The following is a 23,418-nucleotide window of genomic DNA, read 5'->3' as shown; positions in this document are numbered from 1 at the left end:
TCCCCACGTGACCGCACACACCCCGCACACGCCGCCTTTCCGCGATCGGCGACTGCCGTTCGCGAAGCGCATCGACGACCTTCTGTCGCGGCTCACGCTCGACGAGAAGATCGGATTCCTGCACCAGTTCACGCCCGCGGTCGAGCGCCTGGGCATCGCCGCCTTCCGCACCGGCCAGGAAGCGCTGCACGGTGTGGCGTGGATGGGCCCGGCCACCGTCTTCCCGCAGGCGGTGGGCCTCGGCGCGACCTGGAACACGGACCTCGTACGGCGGATCGGCGAGGCCGTCTCCAAGGAGACCCGCGCCATGCGCGCCCGCGACGACCGCGTCGGCCTCAACGTCTGGTCCCCCACCGTCAACCTGCTGCGCCACCCCCTGTGGGGGCGTGGCGAGGAGGGCTACTCCGAGGACCCGAACCTCACCTCCGCCATCGCCACCGCGTACACCCGCGGTCTGCGCGGCGACCATCCGACGTACTGGCGCACCGCGCCGGTGCTGAAGCACTGGCTGGCGCACAACAATGAGACGGGCCGCGACGTCACGTCCTCCTCGGTCCGCCCGCGCGTGCTCAACGAGTACGACCTGCGCGCCTTCCGCGCTACGGTCGAGGCGGGCACGACGGCCGGGGTGATGCCTGCGTACAACCTGGTCAACGGCCGCCCCAACCATGTCTCGCCGTATCTGCGGGAGCACCTTCGCACCTGGACCGATCAGGACCTGCTGGTCTGCTCGGACGCGGGCGCGCCCTCCAACCTGGTCGACTCCGAGCACTACTTCGACACCCACGAGGAGGCCACGGCCGCGGCCCTGCTGGCCGGCGTCGACAGCTTCACCGACCACGGCACCGACAGCTCGCCGATCACCGCCCGTGTCCGCGGCGCCCTGGACCGGGGCCTGCTGACCGAGGCGGACCTCGACACAGCCGTCCGCCGACAGCTCTCGGTCCGCTTCCGACTCGGCGAGTTCGACCCCGAGTACGACCCGTACGCCCTCACCGGGGACTTCGACACCCCGGCCCACCGGGCCCTCGCCCAGGAGGCCGCCGAGCAGGCGGTCGTGCTGCTGAAGAACGACGCGGGCCTGCTGCCGCTCGCACCCGACACCCGGCTCGCGGTGGTCGGCCTGCTCGCCGACGAGTGCAAGCTCGACTGGTACAGCGGCACCCTCATCCACCGCTCGACGCCACTGGAGGGCGTCTACGAGCGGTTCGGCGCGCAGCGCGTGGAGTTCGCGGAGGGCGTCGACCGCGTCCTGCTGAAGACCTCGGCGGGCGCTTTCCTGCACGTCCCCGAGGCGGACGCCGGCGACGAGGTGCGCGGCGCCGGGGGCGCGCTCGACCCGGCGCTGCTGGCGGGCCGTACCGACCTGCCGGCACTGACCGCCGGCCCGGACGGCACCGAACTCGCGCTGGTGGACTGGGGCGAGGGCGTGCTGACCCTGCGCGCGCCCGACGGGCGTTATCTCTCGGTCGCCGAGGACGGCCGGGTCCGCGCCTCCGCCGACCAGCCGGGCGGCTGGGTCGTCCAGGAGACGTTCCGCCTGGAACCGCACGCGAACGGACACCTCCTGAGGCACATCGGCACGGGTCACCACGTCTCAGTCGCCGCCGACGGGGTGCGGGTTGCCGAGGCCGACCCGGAAGTCTTCGAGCTGATCGTGGTCGAGCGCGGCGAGGACGCGGTGGCCAGGGTCGCCGCGCGGGCCGACGTGGTCCTGGTGGTCGCGGGCAACGACCCGCACATCAACGGCCGCGAGACCGAGGACCGTTCGACGCTCGCCCTCCCCGACCATCAGGAGCGCCTGTTGCGCGCCGCCCGCGCCGTCAACCCGAGCACGGTCCTGGCGCTGGCGTCGGCGTACCCGTACGCGGTCGACCCCGCCGACCTCCCGGCGGTTCTGTGGACGTGCCACGGCGGCCAGGCGGCCGGCACCGCCCTGGCCCGGGTGCTGGCGGGCGACGTCTCTCCCGCCGGCCGCCTCCCGCAGACCTGGTACGCCGACGACGCCGACCTGCCGGACCTCCTCGACTACGACGTGATCGGCGGCCGCCAGACCTATCTGTACTTCGAGGGGACCCCGCTGTTCCCGTTCGGCCACGGCCTGTCGTACGCGTCGTTCTCCTACGCCGACCTCGCCACCCGCACGGCGGACGACTCCCTGCACGTCGCCTTCGCGGTCACGAACACCGGGGACATGACGGCCGACGAGGTGGCCCAGGTCTACTTCCGTGCCGTGGATCCGACGGTGCCGCGCCCGCGCCGGGAGCTGCTGGCACACGACAGGGTGCGCCTGGAGCCGGGCGAGCGCAGGGAGCTGGCCTTCGAAGTCCCCTTGTCCGCCTTCGACTTCTGGGACGTGGCGCGGGACGGCTGGCGCCGCGAGCCGGGCGCGTACGAGGTGCTGGCCGGCGCCTCCGGCGAGGACGTCCGGCTGCGGACGACAGTGGTCCTGGACGGCGAGCCGGCGGCCCCGCGCCCCGTCCTCCGACGCGGCCTGCCCGCGGCCGACTTCGACGAGCAGAGCGGCGTCGCGATCGTCGACCGCACGAAGAGCTCGGGCGACGCGGTGACGGCGACCGAGGGCGGTTCCGGCGAACTGCTCTACCGGGACTGCGACTTCGGCGACGGTGCCACCGAGGTGACGGTGACCGTGGCGGGCGAGGGCACGGTCGAGGTGTCGCCGGCCGGCGGTCAGGTGTCGGCCGTACTGACGTCGAAGTCGGCCGGGTCCGGCCCGTACGACTACCGGACGCTCACCGCCCGGATCGTCGCCGAGGGCGTCCGCGACGTCCGTATCGGACTGCGCGGCCCGCTGCGGCTCGCGCACGTCGGCTTCTCCGGTTGAGGGTCCGGACCAGGCCGACACACGGAAGGGGCCCGGCACCGGAAGGCATCGGTGCCGGGCCCTTTTCCATCCCGGGATACGGGACCACTCTACATGAAAATGATTGTCACAAGCCAGAGTGGTTCGCGAACCTGCTCAGAGCGCGATGCCGGTGAGGACCATCACGCGCTCGTAGGTGTAGTCGTCCATCGCGAACTTCACGCCCTCACGGCCGACACCGGACTGCTTGACGCCGCCGTACGGCATCTGGTCGGCGCGGTAGGACGGGACGTCGCCGACGACGACACCGCCGACCTCCAGCGCCCGGTGGGCACGGAAGGCGGTCTGGAGGTCGTGGGTGAACACGCCCGCCTGGAGGCCGTACTTGGAGTCGTTGACGGCGGCGAAGGCGGCGGCCTCCCCGTCGACCTTCTGGACGGTGAGGACGGGTCCGAAGACCTCCTCGCAGGAGAGCGTGACGTCGGCCGGTACGTCGGTGAGCACGGTCGGCGCGTAGGAGGCACCGTCGCGCTTGCCGCCGGTGAGAAGGGCCGCGCCGGCGGCGACCGCCTCGTCCACCCACGTCTCGACGCGCTTGGCGGCGTCCTCGCTGACCAGCGGGCCGACGTCGGTGGCGTCGTCGTCCGGGTCACCGGTGACCTGGTTCTCGACGGCGGCGACGATGCGCGGCAGCAGCCGCTCGTACACGGAGGCGTCCGCGATCACCCGCTGCACGGAGATGCAGGACTGGCCGCCCTGGTAGTTGGAGAAGGTCGCGATGCGGGTCGCGGCCCAGTCCAGGTCCTCGTCGGAGGCGAAGTCGGCGAGCACGACCGCCGCGCCGTTGCCGCCCAGCTCCAGGGTGCAGTGCTTGCGCGGCACCGAGTCCATGATCGCGTAGCCGACCTTCTCGGAACCGGTGAAGGAGATGACCGGCAGACGCTCGTCCTGGACCAGGGCGGGCATCTTGTCGTTCGGCACCGGCAGGATGCTCCAGGAGCCGGCCGGAAGCTCGGTCTCGGCGAGCAGGTCACCGATGATCAGGCCGGACAGCGGGGTGGCCGGGGCGGGCTTCAGGATGATCGGCGCGCCGGCGGCGATGGCCGGGGCGATCTTGTGGGCGCACAGGTTCAGCGGGAAGTTGAACGGCGCGATGCCGAGGACGACGCCCTTGGGGAAGCGCCGGGTGAAGGCGAGGCGCCCCTGGCCGCCGAGGTCGGTGTCGAGGCGCTGGGCCTCGCCGCCGTTGAAGCGCCGGGCCTCCTCGGCCGCGAACCGGAACACGGACACGGCACGGCCGACCTCGCCCCGGGCCCACTTCATGGGCTTGCCGTTCTCGGCGGAGATCAGCCGGGCGATCTCCTCGGTGCGCTCGACGAGGCGCCGGCTGACGTGGTCGAGGGCAGCGGCCCGCACGTGCGCCGGGGTCGCGGCGAACTCGTCCCGGACGGCGTACGCGGCGGCCACGGCCCCCTCGATCTGCGCGTCGGTGGGCACGCTGACCTTGCCGACGACCCGCCCGTCCCACGGGGAGGTCACATCGAAGCTGTCCTCGCCGGTGACCTGGCGGCCGGCAAGCCAGAAGGCGTGGGTGGCTGCCACATTTTCCTTTGGCATCTCGATTTCCCGGCCCTTCCGCGTTGAGTGTCCTGTGTGTCGTGGTCCACGGTAGGGGCGTGGACCACGAGACGTGTTTGTCCGGGACGTAGTACTGAGTCGCCCGGATGCGCCGGATTGGTAGGTCGCGAAGGCGGACGCAGGCGGCGCCTCACCCTCCCCCGGACATGCCCTGCTGCACGACCGCCCGCCCGGCAGCGGAAAATGACGCGAGCACCGAATGACCTCCTAATTCCCCATTCCCTCTTCCATTCACTCCGTCTGAAATCTGCTCCGTACCGCCCACCGTAGAAAATATCCCCCCATGAAGGACTTGCTCCGCCCGCCTGCCGACCAGGAGTATGCATCCACAGACCCGCGATGGACTGAGGGGGCGCCATGGACGGATCGGGGAAAATTCCGATCGACTCCCGTCGACAACAAAAGATCGAACTGTCATCCGAGGTCGGCGACGAACACCAATCGCCTCAGCGAATTCACTCCATATCAACCGATGCGCAACGCGTGGAATCCGCTTGGTCACGGACGAGCGATGGCACCGGCGGAAAAGAGCTGGACGCTCGCCTGTCCCGCCTGGGAAACGCCCATCTCCGAGACAACACAGTCCACTGGTCACCTCCCGAAAGCCTGAACCCCGAGCTCGCTCGTTACCTCTCGAATTCCGTGGAAGAGCTCAACAATCTGCTTCGAGCAGGCCGCATAGCAATCGACGAGACCGGGCGGATCTCGCCGCGGCCCAGCGCCAAGGACATCTGACCAGGGAGCGGTGATGGCAAGCGTCGAACCACGTTACTGGGGCCTCATCCTGCACCTCAACCGCGACGAGGGCTGCGCGGTCGCACGCGGCAGCAAGGAGGCCGAGACCCTACTGCTCGCAATACCCGAGCCTTTCGGCTCGCTTGTCCGATCCGGCATCGCCCTGCACAAAGCTGTCATAGGGATGAACACCGGAACCGAGGGGATTGACATCCACTTCAACTGGGCCGGTTTTGCCCACTGGTTCGGAAGGATCGGAAGTCCACAGACCTGTCAGCAAGCAACCCCGTCCTGATCACACTCGCAGAGGGAGACAAGGAAATGCCGGCAACCAATTACCGAGTGACTACGGTGACGGGATCCGCGGACTACGCGGGCACCGACGCAAACGTATACATCACGCTCTACGGTCAGGACCCGCAAGGACAGCCCATGAACAGTGGAGAGCGCCTGCTCGACAACTCGGAGGACAACTTCGAGAAGGGCAAGACGGACATCTTCAATTTGGAAACCTCCCCCCTGGGCGACATCCAGAGTGTGCGCGTCAGGCAGGACGAGTCGGGTCGCTACGCAGGCTGGTTCCTCGATCGCATTCTAATTCGGGACGACACGACGGGAAAGGAATTCGCTTTCCCCTGCGGTCAGTGGCTGGCGGCCGACGTCGGAGACGGCCAGACGATGCGGCTACTCAAGTCGTCCTGAACAACGCGGCCCCTACTCCGTCGACGTCGCCTTCAGCGCCAGCCAGAGCTCCATCCGTACGTCCGCGTCGTCCAGTGAGCGGCCGAGGATCTCCTCCACCCGTCGCATCCGGTACCGCAGCGTGTGCCGGTGCACTCCCAGGTCCGCGGCCGCCGCGTCCCACTGGCCGTGCCGGGACAGCCATGCCCGCAGGGAGGCCACCAGGTCGCCGCGGCCCGTCGCGTCGTGCTCGTGCAGCGCCCGCAGCAGCCCGTCGGCGAACGCCTTCACCGCGTCGTCCGCGAGCAGCGGCAGCACGGACCCCGCGGCCAGCTGCTCGTGCTCCACGAACACCCGTCCGCGCCGCCGGGCCACCGACAGCGCCTGCTCGGCCTGCTTGTACGCCGCCGCCGCGGCGATGGGCCCGGCCGGCGCCGACAGCCCGACGACCAGTTCGTCGTCGATGAACCCGGGCTGCTCCGACACGGTTCCCACGCGCGTCGCCTCCAGCGCCGCCGCGTACTCCGCGCTCGCCGAGACCGCCGCACCGCCGTCCGCCGCGAGCACCACCAGCCGCGCGCTCTCGCCCTCCCCCTCCGGCACCACCAGCACCGCCTCCCCGGCGCGGGCCGCCGCGGACTCGACGACCTCGGTGAGCGCGCCCAGGGGATCGCCGTTCGCCTCGCCGGCCGCGACCAGCACCGCGGCGGACGCCTTGGTCAGCGGCACCCGCGACCCGGAGTCCACGACCCGCGCCGCCGACACCGAGGCCGACTCGGCGACGATCATCCGGAAGGGCGCGTCCAGCAGCCCGCCGTACAGTCCCCCGGCCACGGCCCGGGCATGGTCCGGCTGGCCGGCGAGCAGCATGCGCAGCACGGCCGCCCCGATCCGCTGCTCGGCGGCCTGGAGAGAGCGGGAGCGCTCGGTCGTCAGGGTCAGCAGGGCGATGGCGGAGTGGACGGCGTAGCGCTCCGCGGTGCCGAGTGCGGTCGCCGTTCCCACGGCCAGGGCCGCCCGGGGGCGCCGGCCGGTGCCCAGGCTGTGCAGTTCGACCCGGTCCTCGTTCTCCGGGCCGCCCACCACGGACGACGCCGGCGCGGGCCGCTCGCGCAGCCGCTCGACGTCCGCCGTGAGCCGTGCCGCCCGCCGCCCGGCCCACTCGGGCGCGGTCGCGACGACGGCACCGGAGGCGTCGTACAGCGCGGCCCAGCCGTCCACCTGCGAGGCCAGCGCGGACAGCAGCCCCTCGGGGCCGTCGGTCAGGGCGTGCTTGGTCAGCTCCCGCTGGGCCGCGAAGCCCGCCGTCACCGCGCGGTACTGGTCCGCCGCGATGGCCGCGGAGACCGCCTTGCTGATGGCGAGGAAGGGTGTGCGGCGCGGCACCTCGAGCAGCGGAAGGTCCTCCGCCGCCGCGGCCTCGACCAGGGCCTCGGGGATGTCCTCGTAGTTGACGCCGACCGCGAAGCCGAGCCCGACCACGCCCGCGCCCACCAGGCGCCGCACATAGCGCCGCATCGACTCGGGGTTCTCGGCGTCCAGCTTCAGCGCGGTGATCAGCAGCAGCTCCCCGCCCTCCATGTAGGGCACGGGGTCGGTGAGCTCGCTGGCATGCGCCCAGCGCACGGGCACGTCCAGGCGGTCCTCGCCCGCCCGCACGGTCAGCTTCAGCGCGGAGTGGTGGACGAGCGAGGAGAGCGTGGGGGGCATGCGGCCTTCAAGTCGGTGTGATCTCGGTGATCGTCGGTTCGATCCCAGTGATCGCCGGCAGGATCTGTGCGATCTCTGTGATCTTTTGGCCGCCGTGTATGAACGACCTGTGTCGATTCTGCCTCACCGTACGGTCCCCGCGTGGCCTGCTGCCCGGATACCCAGGTCAGCCCCGCAGATCCACCAGCAGCGGCGGCGCGTGCTCGCCCTGAACGCTGGTGAGCGAGAGCACGGCATGCCCGGGCGGCACCCCGTGCGCCAGCTCGGACGCCGACCACCGCTCCCGCTCGACCTGCCGCACGGTGACCGCCTCGGTGGTGACTGCCTTGCCGGTGACCAGCTTGCGCAGGGCGTGCAGCGCTCGAGTCATCGGTTGGTCGGCGAAGACTGTATGCCGGGCGACATCTTCGGTCTCGACCCACTCCGTTCCCCAGGCGTCGGCGAACCGGCTGCCGTCCCACGTCGTCACCCCGGCCATGGCCATCCGGCAGCCAACTGCCGCGTACAACGGCCCATGCAGGGCTTCAGGCACATCGGAGACCGTGCGCAGGGCGAGTACGACACCGGCGTTCTGCGAACGCAGCCCCTGGATCCGCCGCAGCGACGTAGGTGTGATGGCGCCGGTCGCATCGTCCAGGACCAGGCTGACGAGGTGGTCGCGTGAGCCTTCGCGCGCAACACTCGCGAACTGCGCCAGCACCATCCGGGCGACCAGGCGCGAGGCCTGTTCGTGGCCGTGCTCGGGCAGATCGATGCGAACGCGAAGGGGGTGGTGTGCGACGGCACGCAGCGAGAACGGGCGGATCGTGTCGCCTCCCGAGCCGAAGAAGTCAGCGAAAGCCGGCCGATCCAACAGAGCGAGCCGATCGGCGAGCGCCGGACCCGGGTCGCCGGAGGTACCGGTCTGCCGTGCACGCGCCTCCAGTTCACGGCGCATGGCCGCGTGCTGTTCGCCGGCCAGCCTGCGGCGCAGGTCGGAGAGAGCTGTCGGCTGCCCTTCCAAAAGCTCTCGGAGCACGGGCAGGGCAGGAAAATGCCCGTGCGCGGCACTGTAAGGGCCCAGGAGTTGAGCCAGAGCGGTGACCGCACGCTCGGCACTGACGGTATCGAGGTCCCCCGCCAGCGCCTCGGCAAGGAATCCGGCCGCCTCGTCAGGGTTGTCGGAGTCCGCGTACGGATCGAGGTCGTGCACGGAGCCGGGGTCGCCGATGCGCACGACGACGTCGTACGACGCGTCCGGCCCGACCGGTGTGCCGGCACCGCACACCACGACGACGGCGCACTGGCCGGTGAGGGCTTGCAGCGCGAGTGACTCGACCACCGGGGCAATCACGTGCCGCGTCTTACCGGCGCCTGACGGTCCGACCACCAGCATCGAGGTACCCAGTGTCTCCCGCCCGACGGCCGCGCCGACGCCGCCGTAGACCGGCGGGGTGCGCTCGGATGCCACCCACTGGCCGATGCGCACCTGTCCTGTGAGCAGGTCGTGCCGGGCGGTGCGGCCGTGGAGGTCCCGGGAACCCGAGGGATGGGCGAACGCCGCAGCGCCTTGGCGCAACACGGTATCCGTGAAGCCGGAGAATTGGCCCATGGCCCTGGCCCTCGCCCAGGTGTAGTCGATGCGGGCACAGTCCACATCGTTCATCCGCCCGGCAAGTACTTCGGCGGTCAGCACGTCGGCAGCCTGGTGCTGCCCCACCTGCCGCAGCTCCGGCCAGCGAGCACGGGACACCTCGACTGCGGACGGATCCCCTTCCGCTTCGACACGGCCGCGGGCGGCAAGCCAGGTCCGCACCAGAGACCACCAGCCGCCCAGCCTGGCGAAGGGCCACAGGACGATCAAGGTGATGAGAGCGTAGAGCCCATCTGTGACCAACGGCGACTCGTAGATCCCGTATCCGTCGCTGATCAGTGCGATCAGGGAGAACAGCGGGTTGACAAGTGGCAAGGGCTCCCAGCCGACGCCGGGGAAGGCGTCCGGGAACACGAAGCTCAGAGTGACCAGGGCACCGAGAGCGGCGAGCAGGGCACGGACGGGTGGGGGCTTGTGCCCCACCACATGGCGGACGGCGGCCGGCCAGCCGCCGAGCCGGCCCACAGCGTAGACGAGCAGGGCGAAGAAGAGACCGTTGTATACCTGTAGCGCCTCTTCGCCTGGTACCGGAATCGAATGCCCCTCCAGTTCCTTGGGCGAGGCAAGCGTGCCTCCCCACCACCAGTTGTCAGGGGTGAAGAGCCGAAGGATCGAGTACTGGTACGGGATCGCGCCGCGCCGCCAGAGGGACCACACCAGGAGCCCCACGACGAGCGGAATCAGCATGCCCACGACGGTCACCGGAGCCAGCCGCTCCGCGTTTCGCCCCGCCTTCGGAATGCGGTAGCCGAAGCGCCAGATGCCTGGCCTGGCTTCCGGGCGGTCCTCGTCAAGCCAGGCCGCGACGGTCTCACCCTGGCCGTCGCGCCGTCGCGGCACCCACGGTTCCCGAGGCGGCCGCGGCGGCACCGCGGGCGCGTCCGAAGGCGGCGCCGGACGCGGCACCGGGTTCGCGTGTGTGCCCCGCGCGTCCTGCGTCCCGTCGCTGTCCATCGCCCTTGCCCCCTGACCAGCCGTTCCATCCGTGCCATCCACCATCAGCGAGTCAATCTAACGCCCTCTCCTGGGGAGTTCACCGCTTACACGGCCGAGTGAGCGGACCGAGATGATCCGGATCTCGTCGTGGCCGGTGCCGGGCCCGTCCGCGTCGCTATGTCCACCACGGACAACCGACGTCGCTGACAACGCCCACATGGAGCATGCCCACCCCCCACTCCCCGCCCTAGCCTGCGAGAAAAGAACAAGACAAGCGTCAGCAAAACCCCCAGGAGCCCCTCATGAGCGCAGTTCCGCAGGAGCGCCGCGTCGTCACCGCCATCCCCGGTCCGAAGTCGCAGGAGTTGCAGGCCCGCCGTACCGCCGCGGTCGCGCAGGGTGTGGGCTCCGTGCTGCCCGTCTTCACCGCGCGCGCGGGCGGCGGCATCCTCGAGGACGTCGACGGCAACCGGCTCATCGACTTCGGTTCCGGCATCGCGGTGACCAGCGTCGGCGCCTCCGCCGAGGCCGTCGTACGCCGGGCGTCCGCCCAGCTCGCGGACTTCACCCACACCTGCTTCATGGTCGCGCCGTACGAGGGGTACGTCGAGGTCGCCGAGGCCCTGGCCGAGCTGACGCCCGGTGACCACGCCAAGAAGTCCGCGCTGTTCAACTCGGGCGCCGAGGCCGTCGAGAACGCCGTCAAGATCGCGCGCGCCTACACCAAGCGGCAGGCCGTCGTCGTCTTCGACCACGGCTACCACGGCCGGACCAACCTGACGATGGCGCTGACCGCGAAGAACATGCCGTACAAGCACGGCTTCGGTCCGTTCGCGCCCGAGGTCTACCGCGTCCCGGTCGCCTACGGCTACCGCTGGCCGACCGGTCCGGAGAACGCCGGTCCCGAGGCCGCCGCGCAGGCCATCGACCAGATCACCAAGCAGGTCGGCCCGGACAACGTCGCCGCGATCATCATCGAGCCGGTGCTCGGCGAGGGCGGCTTCATCGAGCCGGCCAAGGGCTTCCTGCCCGCGATCCGCCAGTTCGCCGCCGACAACGGCATCGTCTTCGTCGCCGACGAGATCCAGTCCGGCTTCTGCCGCACCGGCCAGTGGTTCGCCTGCGAGGACGAGGGCATCGTCCCGGACCTGATCACCACCGCCAAGGGCATCGCCGGCGGTCTGCCGCTGGCCGCCGTGACCGGTCGCGCGGAGATCATGGACGCCGCGCACGCCGGTGGCCTCGGTGGCACGTACGGCGGTAACCCTGTCGCCTGCGCCGGTGCGCTCGGCTCCATCGAGACGATGAAGGAGCTGGACCTCAACGCCAAGGCGAAGAACATCGAGGCGATCATGAAGGCCCGCCTGGGCGCCATGGCCGAGAAGTTCGACATCGTCGGCGACGTCCGCGGCCGCGGCGCCATGATCGCCATCGAGCTGGTCAAGGACCGGGCCACCAAGGAGCCGAACCCGGAGGCGACCGCCGCGCTCGCCAAGGCCTGCCACGCCGAGGGCCTGCTGGTCCTTACCTGTGGCACCTACGGCAACGTGCTGCGTTTCCTGCCGCCGCTGGTCATCGGCGAGGACCTGCTGAACGAGGGTCTCGACATCATCGAGCAGGCCTTCGCCCGCATCTGAGGTCACAGCGAAACCACTGGTGGGACGTGGGGTTCCCGCCCCGGGAACCCCAGGCGCCCCAGCGCTGACGACGCCCGGGATTCCGGGGCCGGGGCCGCGTTAGTCAGAGCGTGTGAAGAAGGTGTGCGAGGTGGATGTCAGGACGCGATTCCGTCTGTCTAACGCCTTCGCCCTGCCGTAGGTTCTAACCAGATGAGAGATACACCCCGTCCAGAGGGGACTCTGGGCGACATCAGGCCGTGGCCTCCCCAGCTTCGACCTGGTCGTGCCCTCGCGCACACACCCGGAGCTTCCGGCTCCGGATCTCCTCACCGATCGGACAGTCGCCCGCCCCAAACCCCCCGGGGCGCGCGACCATCCGATCCGGACGGCCGCCCCGGAACCACCCCCCCTGTTCGGGGGCGGCCGACCTCCCTCTTTCTCCTTCTCGGGCTTCCGGCCCTTCTCTTCGCGCTCATCACCTGGCAGGTGATGGCCGACGGCCGGCTGGTCGACCTCGACGAGGCGGCCAGCCGGGCCCTGATCCACCCCGACCGCCTCTCCGAACTCCTCGCGGACCTCGGCAATGTGCCGGTCGCGGTGCCGGTCCTCGCGGTCGTCCTGGTGTACGTCACCTGGCGGCATCGCCGCAGCGGTACAGACCACTGGTGGTGGCCGGCAGCCGCAGCGGCGTTTCTGATGGCCCTGGTCCCGGCTCTGATCGTCCCCCTCAAGGAACTGACCGACCGTCCGGGCACCCCGGCCGTGCCGCCCGCCACCGGCTACTACCCGTCGGGCCACACGGCCACGGCGGTCGTCGCGTACGGCGCCGCGGCCCTGCTCCTCCTCCCCTGGCTGCGCACCGCGCCCGCCCGCCGCACCGTCCTGGTCCTGTGCGCCGCCCTCAACCTGGGCGTCGCCTTCGGCCTGGTCCGGCGCGGCTACCACTGGCCACTGGACGTGGTGGCCAGTTGGTGCCTCGGCACGGTGCTCATGACGCTGCTGTGGCTCTTCCTCAGCCGAAGTAGCCGTCGAACGCCCGCTGGAACTCCCAGTTCGAGTAGCGGTCCCAGTTGATCGACCACGTCATCAGGCCGCGCAGCGCCGGCCAGGTGCCGTGGGTCGCGTAGGAACCGCAGTTGGTCTTCTTGGTGAGGCAGTCGAGGGTCTTGGTGACCTCGGCCGGGGGGACATGACCGTTGCCCGCGTTGGTCGACGCCGGCATGCCGATGGCGACCTGGTCGGGGCGCAGCGGCGGGAAGACGTTGTTCGCGTTGCCGGCGACCGGGAAGCCGGTCAGCAGCATGTCGGTCATGGCGATGTGGAAATCGGCGCCGCCCATGGAGTGGTACTGGTTGTCCAGGCCCATGATCGGGCCCGAGTTGTAGTCCTGGACATGCAGCAGCGTCAGGTCGTCGCGCAGGGCGTGGATGACCGGGAGGTACGCCCCCGCCCTCGGGTCCTGGCCGCCCCACTGGCCGGTGCCGTAGTACTGGTAGCCGAGCTGGACGAAGAACGTCTCCGGGGCCATCGTCAGCACGAAGTCGTCGCCGTACTTGGCCTTGAGGGTCTTCAGTGCCGCGATGAGGTTGACGATCACCGGGGTCTTCGGGTTCTTGAAGTCGGTGTCGTCGGCGTTCAGGGACAGCGAGTGGCCCTCGAAGTCGATGTCGAGGCCGTCGAGGCCGTACTCGTCGATGATCTTCGAGACCGACGTGACGAAGGTGTCCCGGGCGGCCGTTGTGGTCAGCTGCACCTGGCCGTTCTGGCCGCCGATCGAGATGAGGACCTTCTTGCCGGCCGCCTGCTTGGCCTTGATCGCCGCCTTGAAGTCGGCGTCGGACTCGACGTTCGGGCACTCCGCCACCGGGCAGCGGTCGAAGCGGATGTCGCCCGAGGTGACCGAGGTGGGTTCGCCGAAGGCCAGGTCGATGACGTCCCAGCTGTCGGGGACGTCGGCCATGCGCGTGTAGCCGGAGCCGTTGGCGAAGCTCGCGTGGAGGTAGCCGACCAGGGCGTGGGCGGGGAGGTCGGTGCCCGGGCCGCTCGGTCCGGCGATGGTCGTGGCGGTCACCGTGGCCGACTTCGCCGACTCGCCCGCGTCGTTCACGGCGGCGACCTGGAAGCTGTACGCGGTGGACGGCGTGAGACCGCCGACGGTCGCCGAAGTGCCGGTCGCCGTCTGGACCTTGGTGCCGTTGCGGTAGACCGCGTAGCCGGTCGCGCCCGCCACCGGGGACCAGGACAGGGCGATGCTGGTCGCGGCGATCGCGCCCGTCCTCAGTCCGGTCGGTGCCGCGGGCGGCTGTCCGGCGTCCACGCCGGGGCCGACCAGGGAGATGTCGTCGGCCTGGTAGGCGCCGGTGCCGTACCAGCCGTGGGTGTAGATGGTGACCCGGGTGGTGGAGGGGCCCGTGCGGAAGGTCGTCGACAGTTGCTGCCAGGAGGGGGCCGACTGGGTCCAGGCGGATACGTCGGTGGTGCCGGTGCCGCTCGCGCCGAGGTAGACGTAGGCGCCGCGGACGTATCCGGACAGCGTGTACTGGGAGTCCGGCTTCACGGTCACCGTCTGCGCGCACCGGGCGTTGTCGGACCCGGCCGGGGTCGCCTGGAGCGCGGAGGCGCCGCTGCGGACGGGGGAGTTGACCGCCGTACCGGCCGTACAGGTCCAGCCGTCCAGGCCGGACTCGAAGCCGCCGTTGCGGGCGAGGTCGGCGTCGGCCGCACGGGCGGCCGACGAGAGCGCGGTGAGGCCGGGCAGGATCAGCGCCGCGGCGGTGAGGAAGGCGAGGGATCTGGAGCGGTCCACAAGTGCCTCCGGGCATGGGGGATTTGGAGGGGTGGAGCGCACCAAATTTGGTCCAGACCAATCCTGGTTGTCAAGATATTCGACGGCTCGGCAACGCCCTTAAGGGGCGCGGGGCTGTATCTACATGCGGCTCCGCCGCGTGGGCGCGACCAGCCACAGCGCACCCGCAGCCGACACACAACCCAGCGCGGCTCCCCCTAGTCGTCGTCGGCCAAGCCGGCGGCAGCCTCGTGCATGGCCAGTTCGAGAAGCGCCGGGTCGGTGAGGGTTCCGGTGCCGTCCGGCGTGACCAGCCAGCGCACTCCGCCGGTGGCCCGGCCCGGGTACGGCACGACGATCCAGGTGCCGGCCCCGGCCGTGCGGATGCCGGTGCCGAGCCAGCGCGCGGCCGTGCCGGGCGGCACGAAGAACCCCATCCGGGAGTCGCCGAAGTCGACCAGGACCGGTCCGGGTTGGTCGATGATGCGGGTGAGGACGTCGAGCGTGGGATAGCCGAGCTCCCCCGGCAGGATGAGCACGTCCCAGGCCTTGCCGGCGGGCAGCAGGGCCACCCCGAGGGGATTGCGCTCCCACTCCCAGCGGCAGGCCTCGGGATTCGGAGCCACGGACGCCAGCCACTCGACCGCCGTTTTCGCCCCTGTCATGACGGTGACCTCCCTCTCTGTCGTGGACGCCGATCGCGTCACGAGGGAGAGGGAGGTCACCGGCCGGCATTACGCGAGTTTTCGCGACCGGTTCAAAAAATGATCCAGGTCACCTCACTCGACGGGTCATCAGCTGTCGAAGCCCAGGCCCAGCCTGTCCATCGCCTTCAGCCACAGATTGCGCCGCCCGCCGTGCGCGTCCGCGCGCGCCAGCGACCACTTGGTGAGCGCGATACCGGTCCAGGCGAACGGCTCGGGCGGGAACGGCAGCGGCTTCTTGCGGACCATCTCCAGCTCGGTGCGCTCCGTGCGCTCCCCCGCCAACAGGTCCAGCATCACGTCCGCGCCGAACCGGGTCGCGCCGACGCCGAGCCCCGTGAAGCCCGCCGCGTAGGCCACCTTGCCCTGATGGGCCGTGCCGAAGAACGCCGAGAAGCGCGAGCAGGTGTCGATGGCACCGCCCCACGCGTGCGTGAACCGCATGCCCTCCAGCTGCGGGAAGCAGGTGAAGAAGTGCCCGGCGAGCTTGGCGTACGTCTCAGGGCGGTCGTCGTACTCCGCGCGCACCCGGCCGCCGTACGGGTAGATCGCGTCGTAGCCGCCCCACAGGATGCGGTTGTCGGCGGAGAGGCGGAAGTAGTGGAACTGGTTCGCCGAGTCGCCGAGGCCCTGGCGGTTCTTCCAGCCGATCGACGCGAGCTGGTCGTCGGTGAGCGGCTCGGTCATCAGGGCGTAGTCGTAGACCGGGACGGTGTAGGCGCGGACGCGCTTGACCAGGCTGGGGAAGATGTTCGTGCCGAGCGCGACCTGGCGGGCGCGGATCCGGCCGTACGGGGTGCGCACGGCCATGCCGGCGCCGTACGGCTTCAGGGTGAGGGCGGGGGTGTGCTCGTAGACACGGACGCCGAGGTCCATGCACGCCCGCTTCAGGCCCCAGGCCAGCTTGGCCGGGTTGACCATCGCGACGCCCCGGCGGTCGTACAGGCCGGCCTGGAAGGTCGGTGAGTCGACCTGGGCACGCACGGCATCGGCGTCCAGGAACTCGACCCCGTCGGCGAGGCCCTTCTCGCGCAGCTCCTCGTACCACTCGCGCAGTTCCCGCGCCTGGTACGTCTCGGTGGCGACGTCGATCTCGCCGGTGCGCTCGAAGTCGCAGTCCAGGGAGTAGCGGGCGACCGCGCTCTCGATCTCGTCGAGGTTGCGGGCGCCCAGCTCCTCCAACTTGTGGATCTCGTCCGGCCAGCGGGTCAGCCCGTTGGGCAGCCCGTGGGTGAGGGACGCGGCGCAGAAGCCGCCGTTGCGGCCGGAGGCGGCCCAGCCCACCTCGCGGCCCTCGACCAGGACGACCTCCCGCTGCGGGTCGCGCTCCTTGGCGATGAGCGCGGTCCACAGTCCGCTGTAGCCGCCGCCGACGACCAGCAGGTCACAGGTCTCGGCGGTGGTGAGGGCGGGCTCGGGGCGGGGGCGGCCGGGGTCGTCCAGCCAGTACGGGACCGGCTGGGCTTCCGATAGTGCTTTCGTCCAGTGATTGCCAGAACTCATGGCGCTTGGGGCCATGATTTCAACTCCCTACAGAGGCTTATGCCTTTTGCTTCTTACGGCGGTTTCCGATGGCCATGGAGACCAGGACGAACAGTACGGCGATGATGAACATGGCCGTACCGATGACATTGATCTGAACGGGCGTTCCGCGCTGCGCCGAGCCCCAGACGAACATCGGGAAGGTGACGGTCGAGCCCGCGTTGAAATTGGTGATGATGAAATCGTCGAAGGAGAGCGCGAAGGCGAGCATCGCGCCCGCCGCGATGCCGGGGGCGGCGATCGGCAGGGTGACCCTGATGAACGTCTGGACCGGTCCGGCGTACAGGTCCTGCGCGGCCTGCTCCAGCCTCGGGTCCATCGACATCACGCGTGCCTTGACGGCGGTGACGACGAAGCTCAGGCAGAACATGATGTGCGCGATGAGGATCGTCCAGAAGCCGAGCTGAGCACCCAGGTTGAGGAACAGGGTGAGCAGCGAGGCGGCCATGACGACCTCGGGCATGGCCATCGGCAGGAAGATCAGCGAGTTCACGGCGCCGCGTGCGCGGAAGCGGTAGCGGACCAGCGCGAAGGCGATCAGGGTGCCCAGCAGCGTGGCGCCGAGCGTCGCCCAGAACGCGATCTGGAGGCTGACCGACAGCGAGCCGCACATGTCGGAGACTCCGCACGGGTCGCGCCAGGCGGCCGTGGAGAACTCCTGCCACTGGTAATTGAAACGCCCCTTCGGTTTGTTGAAGGAGAAGATCGTCACAATGACGTTGGGAAGCAGGAGATAGGAAAGCGTCAGCAGTCCCGCGATGACGACGAGATTGCGCTTGAACCAGTTGACGACCGTCATTTAAACCAGATCCTCCGTGCCGGACCTGCGGATGTAGAGCGTCACCATGACGAGGATGGCGGCCATGAGGATGAAGGACAGGGCCGCGGCCGTCGGATAGTCCAGGATCCGCAGGAACTGCGTCTGGATGACGTTGCCGACCATGCGGGTGTCGGTGGAGCCCAGCAGGTCCGCGTTGACGTAGTCACCGGCCGCCGGGATGAAGGTCAGCAGCGTGCCGGAGACGACGCCCGGCATCGACAGCGGGAAGGTGACCCGGCGGAAGGTGGTGACGGGCCTCGCGTACAGGTCGCCGGCGGCCTCGTGCAGCCGTGGGTCGATGCGCTCCAGCGAGGTGTAGAGCGGCAGCACCATGAACGGCAGGAAGTTGTACGTCAGACCGCAGACCACCGCGAGCGGCGTGGCCAGCACGCGGTCGCCCTCGGTCATGCCGAGCCAGCTGGTGACGTCCAGGACGTGCAGCGTGTTGAGGGCGCCGACGACCGGGCCGCCGTCCGCGAGGATCGTCTTCCAGGCGAGGGTGCGGATCAGGAAGCTGGTGAAGAACGGCGCGATCACCAGGATCATGATCAGGTTCCGCCAGCGGCCCGCGCGGAAGGCGATGAGGTACGCCAGCGGGTAGCCGAGGAGCAGGCACAGGATCGTCGCCGAGCCGGCGTAGAGCACCGAGCGCAGGAACTGCGGGTAGTACTCGGACAGGGCGTCCCAGTAGGTCGCGAAGTGCCAGGTGACCTTGTAGCCCTCCTCCAGGGAGCCCGTCTGCACCGACGTGGAGGCCTGGTAGATCATCGGCATCGCGAAGAAGATCAGCAGCCACAGGATGCCGGGGAGCAGGAGCCAGTACGGCGTCCAGCGCCCCCTCTTGCGCGGTGGTTTCGGTTCCTCGGGAGTCGGCGCCAGGGGTGGCGCCTCGGTGACTGTCGCCATCAGACCCCCGCCTCTTCCTGGATGCCGGCGTCGATGTCCTGGGACGCGTCGAGGCCGAAGGTGTGCGCCGGGTTCCAGTGCAGGACGACCTCGGCGCCGGGCACGAGCCGGGTGTCGCGGTCGATGTTCTGGGCGTAGACCTCGAACTCGGGGCAGACGGGGCTGTCGATGACGTACTGCGTGGAGACGCCGATGAAGGAGGAGTCGGCGATCCTGCCGGTGATGCGGTTGCGGCCCTCGGGTATCTCGCCCGCGTCCTCGGCGGGGACGAGGGAGATCTTCTCCGGGCGTACGCCGACCAGCACCTTGCCGCCGGTCGTCGTGGGCGCGGAACATCGCGCCTCGGGCAGGACCAGCTTGCCGCCGCCCGCCTTCAGCACGATGTCGTCGCCGCTCTTGGAGTCGACCTCGGCCTCGATGAAGTTGGAGGTGCCGAGGAAGTTGGCGACGAAGGTCGTGCGCGGGTTCTCGTAGAGGTCGGTCGGGGAGCCGAGCTGCTCGACGCGGCCCGCGTTCATCACGGCGACCGTGTCGGCCATCGTCATGGCCTCCTCCTGGTCGTGCGTGACATGGACGAAGGTGATGCCGACCTCGGTCTGGATGCGCTTGAGCTCCAGCTGCATCTGGCGGCGCAGCTTGAGGTCGAGGGCGCCGAGGGGCTCGTCGAGGAGGAGCACCTTGGGGTGGTTGATGAGCGCGCGGGCAACGGCGACGCGCTGCTGCTGGCCACCCGACAGCTGGTGCGGTTTCTTGCGGGCCTGCTCGCCGAGCTGGACGAGTTCGAGCATGTCCTCGACCTGCTTCTTCACCGACTTGATGCCGCGCCGGCGCAGGCCGAAGGCGACGTTCTCGAAGATGTCGAGGTGCGGGAAGAGGGCGTAGGACTGGAAGACCGTATTGACCGGCCGCTTGTAGGGCGGCAGGGCCGTGACGTTCTGGTCGCCGAGGTGGACGGTGCCGCCGCTGGGCTCCTCCAGACCGGCGATCATGCGCAGGGTGGTGGTCTTGCCGCAGCCGGAGGCGCCGAGCAGGGCGAAGAAGGAGCCCTGGGGCACGGTGAGGTCGAGCGGGTGCACGGCGGTGAAGGAGCCGTAGGTCTTGGCTATGCCGGAGAGGCGGACGTCGCCGCTGGTGTCGTTGGTCATGGTGTGGTCACGCCCCTGTGAGCTTCGCGAACTTCTCTTCGTAGGCCGTCTCTTCCTTCGAGCTCAGGGAGCGGAAGGCACGGGAGGCGGCCTGCATGGCCTTGTCGGGGAGGATCAGCGGGTTGTTCGCCGCGTCCTCGTCGATCTTCGCGAGCTCTTCCTTCACGCCCTCCACCGGACAGACGAAGTTGATGTAGGCGGCGAGCTCCGCCGCGGCCTTCGGCTCGTAGTAGAAGTCGATGAGCCGCTCGGCGTTCGTCTTGTGACGGGCCTTGTTGGGGATGAGCATGTTGTCGCTCGACGTCATGTAGCCGCTGTCCGGGATCAGGAAGTCGATGTCCGGGCTGTCGGCCTTCAGCTGTACGACGTCGCCGGCCCAGGCGAGGCAGGCCGCGAAGTCGCCGCTGCTGAGGTCGGAGGTGTAGTCGTTGCCGGTGAACCGGCGGATCTGCTTGCTGTCGACGGCCTTCTGGAGCCGGGCGACGGCGGCGTCGTAGTCGTCGTCGGTGAACTTCGCCGGGTCCTTGTCCATGTCGAGCAGCGTCATGCCGATGGTGTCGCGCATCTCGGTGAGCAGGCCGACACGCCCCTTGAGCTTGGGGTTGTCGAGCAGGTCGGAGAGCGACTTCACCTCGACGCCGTCGAGCGCCTTCTTGTTGTAGGCGATGACGGTCGAGATGCCCTGCCAGGGGTAGGAGTACGCCCGTCCCGGGTCCCAGTCGGGGTCGCGGAACTGCTGGGACAGGTTGGCGAAGGCGTGCGGCAGGTTGGCCGCGTCCAGTTTCTGGACCCACCCGAGGCGTATCAGGCGGGCGGCGAGCCAGTCGGTGAGGACGATGATGTCCCGGCCGGTGTCCTGACCGGCCGCGAGCTGCGGCTTGACCTTGCCGAAGAACTCGTTGTTGTCGTTGATGTCCTCGGTGTACTTGACCTTGATGCCGGTCCGTTTCGCGAACCGCTCCAGCGTCGGATGGCGCTTGCCGCTGTCGTCCACGTCGATGTACTCGGTCCAGTTGGAGAAGTTGACCTGCTTCTCCTTCGCCGAGTGGTCCTCGGAGGACGTGCCGCCCTCGGTCTTGCCGGCCGCGGGGATCCCGCAGGCACTGAGTGTTCCCAGTCCGCCCAGCGCGAGCGCGCCCCCCGTGGAGGCGCGCAGCAGGCTGCGGCGGGTCATGGCCGCCCGGCCGTTGCGCAGGCTGCGCCGCATGGCGGCCACTTGGGCCGGGGAGAGGCGGTCGGGCTCGTACTGCTCCATGCGCTTGGTGCCCTTTCGGGAGGGGGACGGCCGGACGCGGGTCGAGCGGCCGGCCGTGCCTGCTGATCTGGCTATCGGTCCCCGAAGACGGTGCGGTGCCAGTCCTTCGCGGCGACCGCGGTGTTGTCGAACATGACGTGCTTGATCTGGGTGTACTCCTCGAAGGAGTACGCGGACATGTCCTTGCCGAAGCCGGACGCCTTGTAGCCGCCGTGCGGCATCTCGCTGATGATCGGGATGTGGTCGTTGACCCACACACAGCCCGCCTTGATCTCGCGGGTGGCGCGGTTCGCCCGGTAGACGTCGCGACTCCACGCGGAGGCGGCCAGCCCGTACGGGGTGTCGTTGGCGAGCCGGATCCCCTCATCGTCGCTGTCGAACGGGAGAACGACGAGTACCGGGCCGAAGATCTCGGACTGGACGATCTCGCTGTCCTGGGCGGCGTCGGCGACGAGCGTGGGCAGATAGTACGCGCCGTCCTCCAGCTCCCCCTTGGGCGCGGCGCCGCCGGTCACCACGCGCGCGTAGCCACGCGCACGCTCGACGAAGCCGGCGACCCGGTCGCGCTGGACGTGGGAGATGAGCGGCCCGAGGTCGGTGCCCGCGGCGAACGGGTCGCCGAGCCGGACGCTCTCCATCAGCTCGGCGGTGCGCTCGACGAACGCGTCGTACAGCCCCCGCTGCACGTACGCGCGCGTGGCGGCCGTGCAGTCCTGCCCGGTGTTGATGAGCGAGCCCGCGACGGCGCCGTTGGCGGCGGCCTCCAGGTCGGCGTCGTCGAAGACCACGAACGGCGCCTTGCCGCCGAGCTCCAGGTGGATCCGCTTGACGGTGGCGGTCGCGATCTCGGCGACACGCTTGCCGACGGCGGTGGAGCCGGTGAAGGAGGTCATGGCGACGTCGGGGTGACCGACGAGACGCTCGCCGGCTTCCTTGCCGGTGCCGGTGACGATGTTGACGACCCCGTCCGGGATGCCGGCGTCGGTGGCGGCCTGGGCGAACAGGAGCGAGGTCAGCGGGGTGAGCTCGGCGGGCTTCAGCACGATGGTGTTGCCCGCTGCGATCGCCGGGAGGATCTTCCAGGCGGCCATCTGCAGAGGGTAGTTCCAGGGGGCGATCGAGCCGACGACGCCGATGGGTTCGCGGCGTACGTACGAGGTGTGGTCGCCGGAGTACTCGCCGGCCGACTGGCCCTGGAGATGCCGTGCGGCGCCGGCGAAGAAGGCGGTGTTGTCGATGGTCCCGGGGACGTCGAACTCACGCGTCAGCTTCAGCGGCTTGCCGCACTGGAGGGACTCCGCGCGGGCGAACTCCTCGGCGCGTTCGGCGAGCACGGCGGCGAAGCGGTGCAGCGCGTCGGAACGCTCGCCGGGGGTGGCGCCGGACCAGCCGGGGAAGGCGGCCCGGGCGGCGGCGACCGCCGCGTCGACGTCATCCGCACCGGCCAGCTCGTACGTGTACACCTCCTCGCCGGTGGCGGGGTCGACGACGGCGTGCGTACGTCCCGAGGTGCCCTTCGTGTACCGGCCCGCGATGAACTGCGCGCCGTCCGCGAAGCGGTCCTGGGCCGGGAATCGTTCCGGGGTGTCGGTGCCCGGGTTGTGCATGTCGCTCCCTCCGTGCCCCATCAGGGGCCGGCGTGGCTCGGGCTCGAATTGAGTGCCGATCCTGACAGAGCAGAGGGACTCCAACAAGTGATTCCGTTGTTGCCTTTTGGTTACGCGACGGAATCTGTCGACCAGGTGTCGAGTGGGCCTGGAAAACCTAGGACGGAATGTCGGTGGTGCGTGCCAGACTCGGCCACATGGCGAAGATCGATTCTTGGGATGTCCTGATCCGGGAGGTCCGCTCGGGGGCGAGGATCAAGTATCTCCACTTCTGGGGACACCGCCCGCTGCCCGACGGCCGTGTCGGCGCGAGCTGCCTGAGTCAGTGGTGGCCGTCGCCGTTCACGGTGTCCGGCGTGTCGTACGCGACGGCCGAGCACTGGATGATGGCGGAGAAGGCGCGGCTCTTCAAAGACGCGGACGCGGAGCGGCAGGCGCTGGCCGCGGACCACCCGTCCCTGGCGAAGAAGGCCGGGCGGCTGGTGCGGGGGTTCGACAACGCGGTGTGGGAGCGGGAGCGGTTCCGCATAGTCGTCGAGGGGTCGGTCCACAAATTCGGCGCGCATCCGGAGCTGAGCGCATTCCTGCTGGGGACCGGCGACCGCGTACTGGTCGAGGCGAGCCCGGTGGACCGGGTGTGGGGCATCGGCCTGGCGGCGCGGGACGAGGGGGCCGACGATCCTGAGCGGTGGCGGGGGCCGAATCTGCTGGGGTTCGCGCTGATGGAGGCGCGGGAGCGACTGCGGCTGGGCTGCTAGCCCGCCCGACGCCTCCCCTGCATATTCGTCTGCATATGCGTCGTCCACGTATCCGTCGTCCACGCGTATCCGTCGTCCACGTATCCGTCGTCCACGTATCCGTCGTCCACGTATCCGTCG

The 23,418-nt window shown here is 69.8% G+C and carries 18 protein-coding genes; 7 read left to right on the top strand and 11 right to left on the bottom strand.

The window, feature by feature from the left end; genetic code table 11:
• Positions 1-7 precede the first annotated feature (7 nt).
• Positions 8-2,845 (top strand): glycoside hydrolase family 3 protein, encoded by a 2,838-nt coding sequence (locus PGH47_RS30800; RefSeq protein ID WP_271666079.1) that lies wholly within the window; start codon positions 8-10, stop codon positions 2,843-2,845.
• A gap of 135 nt (positions 2,846-2,980) precedes the next feature.
• Here the strand turns inward: PGH47_RS30800 and PGH47_RS30795 are convergent, their stop codons facing one another.
• Positions 2,981-4,426, bottom strand: a complete 1,446-nt coding sequence (locus PGH47_RS30795; protein ID WP_271666078.1) for an aldehyde dehydrogenase family protein — start codon at positions 4,424-4,426, stop codon at positions 2,981-2,983.
• Positions 4,427-4,819: 393 nt separating this feature from the next.
• On the opposite strand from PGH47_RS30795, the gene PGH47_RS30790 reads away from it, so the two are divergent.
• Genes PGH47_RS30790 through PGH47_RS30780 form a run of 3 tightly spaced genes read left to right on the top strand, consistent with a single transcriptional unit; the run spans position 4,820 to position 5,899 of the window.
• Positions 4,820-5,197 (top strand): hypothetical protein, encoded by a 378-nt coding sequence (locus tag PGH47_RS30790; protein WP_271666077.1) that lies wholly within the window; start codon positions 4,820-4,822, stop codon positions 5,195-5,197.
• 13 nt (positions 5,198-5,210) lie between these two features.
• Entirely contained in the window at positions 5,211-5,492 is a 282-nt protein-coding gene (locus PGH47_RS30785) for a hypothetical protein (RefSeq protein ID WP_271666076.1), read from the top strand.
• Positions 5,493-5,518: 26 nt separating this feature from the next.
• A complete protein-coding gene (locus PGH47_RS30780) occupies positions 5,519-5,899 on the top strand; it encodes a PLAT/LH2 domain-containing protein (RefSeq protein ID WP_271666075.1) in 381 nt (126 codons plus the stop codon).
• A 12-nt stretch (positions 5,900-5,911) separates the two neighbouring features.
• Here the strand turns inward: PGH47_RS30780 and PGH47_RS30775 are convergent, their stop codons facing one another.
• Both PGH47_RS30775 and PGH47_RS30770 read right to left on the bottom strand, forming a co-directional pair.
• The gene (locus tag PGH47_RS30775) at positions 5,912-7,588 is read right to left on the bottom strand and encodes a PucR family transcriptional regulator (protein ID WP_271666074.1); all 1,677 of its coding nucleotides are present in this window, start codon (positions 7,586-7,588) and stop codon (positions 5,912-5,914) included.
• Positions 7,589-7,754: 166 nt separating this feature from the next.
• Entirely contained in the window at positions 7,755-10,175 is a 2,421-nt protein-coding gene (locus tag PGH47_RS30770) for an ATP/GTP-binding protein (protein ID WP_271666073.1), read from the bottom strand.
• Positions 10,176-10,459: 284 nt separating this feature from the next.
• On the opposite strand from PGH47_RS30770, the gene gabT reads away from it, so the two are divergent.
• Both gabT and PGH47_RS30760 read left to right on the top strand, forming a co-directional pair.
• A complete protein-coding gene (gabT, locus tag PGH47_RS30765; RefSeq protein ID WP_271666072.1) occupies positions 10,460-11,794 on the top strand; it encodes a 4-aminobutyrate--2-oxoglutarate transaminase in 1,335 nt (444 codons plus the stop codon).
• Positions 11,795-12,016: 222 nt separating this feature from the next.
• On the top strand, positions 12,017-12,850 hold the full coding sequence (locus PGH47_RS30760; RefSeq protein ID WP_443048621.1) for a phosphatase PAP2 family protein: 834 nt from the start codon (positions 12,017-12,019) through the stop codon (positions 12,848-12,850).
• On the opposite strand, the gene PGH47_RS30755 is transcribed toward PGH47_RS30760, so the two are convergent.
• From PGH47_RS30755 to PGH47_RS30720, 8 genes are all read right to left on the bottom strand, one after another.
• A complete protein-coding gene (locus PGH47_RS30755; RefSeq protein ID WP_271666070.1) occupies positions 12,789-14,582 on the bottom strand; it encodes a chitinase in 1,794 nt (597 codons plus the stop codon). The genes PGH47_RS30760 and PGH47_RS30755 overlap by 62 nt on opposite strands.
• Positions 14,583-14,779: 197 nt before the next feature.
• Entirely contained in the window at positions 14,780-15,226 is a 447-nt protein-coding gene (locus PGH47_RS30750; RefSeq protein ID WP_271666069.1) for a hypothetical protein, read from the bottom strand.
• 129 nt (positions 15,227-15,355) lie between these two features.
• Complete coding sequence (locus PGH47_RS30745; protein WP_271666068.1) at positions 15,356-16,783, bottom strand: NAD(P)/FAD-dependent oxidoreductase; 1,428 nt, start codon at positions 16,781-16,783, stop codon at positions 15,356-15,358.
• 22 nt (positions 16,784-16,805) lie between these two features.
• Positions 16,806-17,606: an ABC transporter permease gene (locus tag PGH47_RS30740; RefSeq protein ID WP_271666067.1), complete on the bottom strand. Its 801-nt coding sequence runs from the start codon at positions 17,604-17,606 to the stop codon at positions 16,806-16,808.
• A complete protein-coding gene (locus PGH47_RS30735; protein WP_107902327.1) occupies positions 17,607-18,533 on the bottom strand; it encodes an ABC transporter permease in 927 nt (308 codons plus the stop codon). It lies immediately after the preceding gene.
• A complete protein-coding gene (locus tag PGH47_RS30730; RefSeq protein ID WP_271666066.1) occupies positions 18,533-19,678 on the bottom strand; it encodes an ABC transporter ATP-binding protein in 1,146 nt (381 codons plus the stop codon). Before PGH47_RS30730 ends, PGH47_RS30735 begins: the two co-directional genes overlap by 1 nt.
• Positions 19,679-19,685: 7 nt before the next feature.
• On the bottom strand, positions 19,686-20,933 hold the full coding sequence (locus tag PGH47_RS30725; protein ID WP_271666065.1) for a polyamine ABC transporter substrate-binding protein: 1,248 nt from the start codon (positions 20,931-20,933) through the stop codon (positions 19,686-19,688).
• Positions 20,934-21,004: 71 nt separating this feature from the next.
• Positions 21,005-22,540 carry a gamma-aminobutyraldehyde dehydrogenase gene (locus tag PGH47_RS30720; RefSeq protein ID WP_271666064.1) on the bottom strand — a complete coding sequence of 512 codons (1,536 nt, stop codon included), beginning with the start codon at positions 22,538-22,540 and terminating at the stop codon, positions 21,005-21,007.
• Positions 22,541-22,707: 167 nt separating this feature from the next.
• On the opposite strand from PGH47_RS30720, the gene PGH47_RS30715 reads away from it, so the two are divergent.
• The gene (locus PGH47_RS30715) at positions 22,708-23,298 is read left to right on the top strand and encodes an NADAR family protein (protein WP_271666063.1); all 591 of its coding nucleotides are present in this window, start codon (positions 22,708-22,710) and stop codon (positions 23,296-23,298) included.
• Positions 23,299-23,418 lie beyond the last annotated feature (120 nt).

Source organism: Streptomyces sp. HUAS 31, assembly GCF_028198125.1.
Classification (GTDB): Bacteria; Actinomycetota; Actinomycetes; order Streptomycetales; family Streptomycetaceae; genus Streptomyces; species Streptomyces chartreusis.
This window is presented reverse-complemented; position numbering and strand designations above follow the sequence as displayed.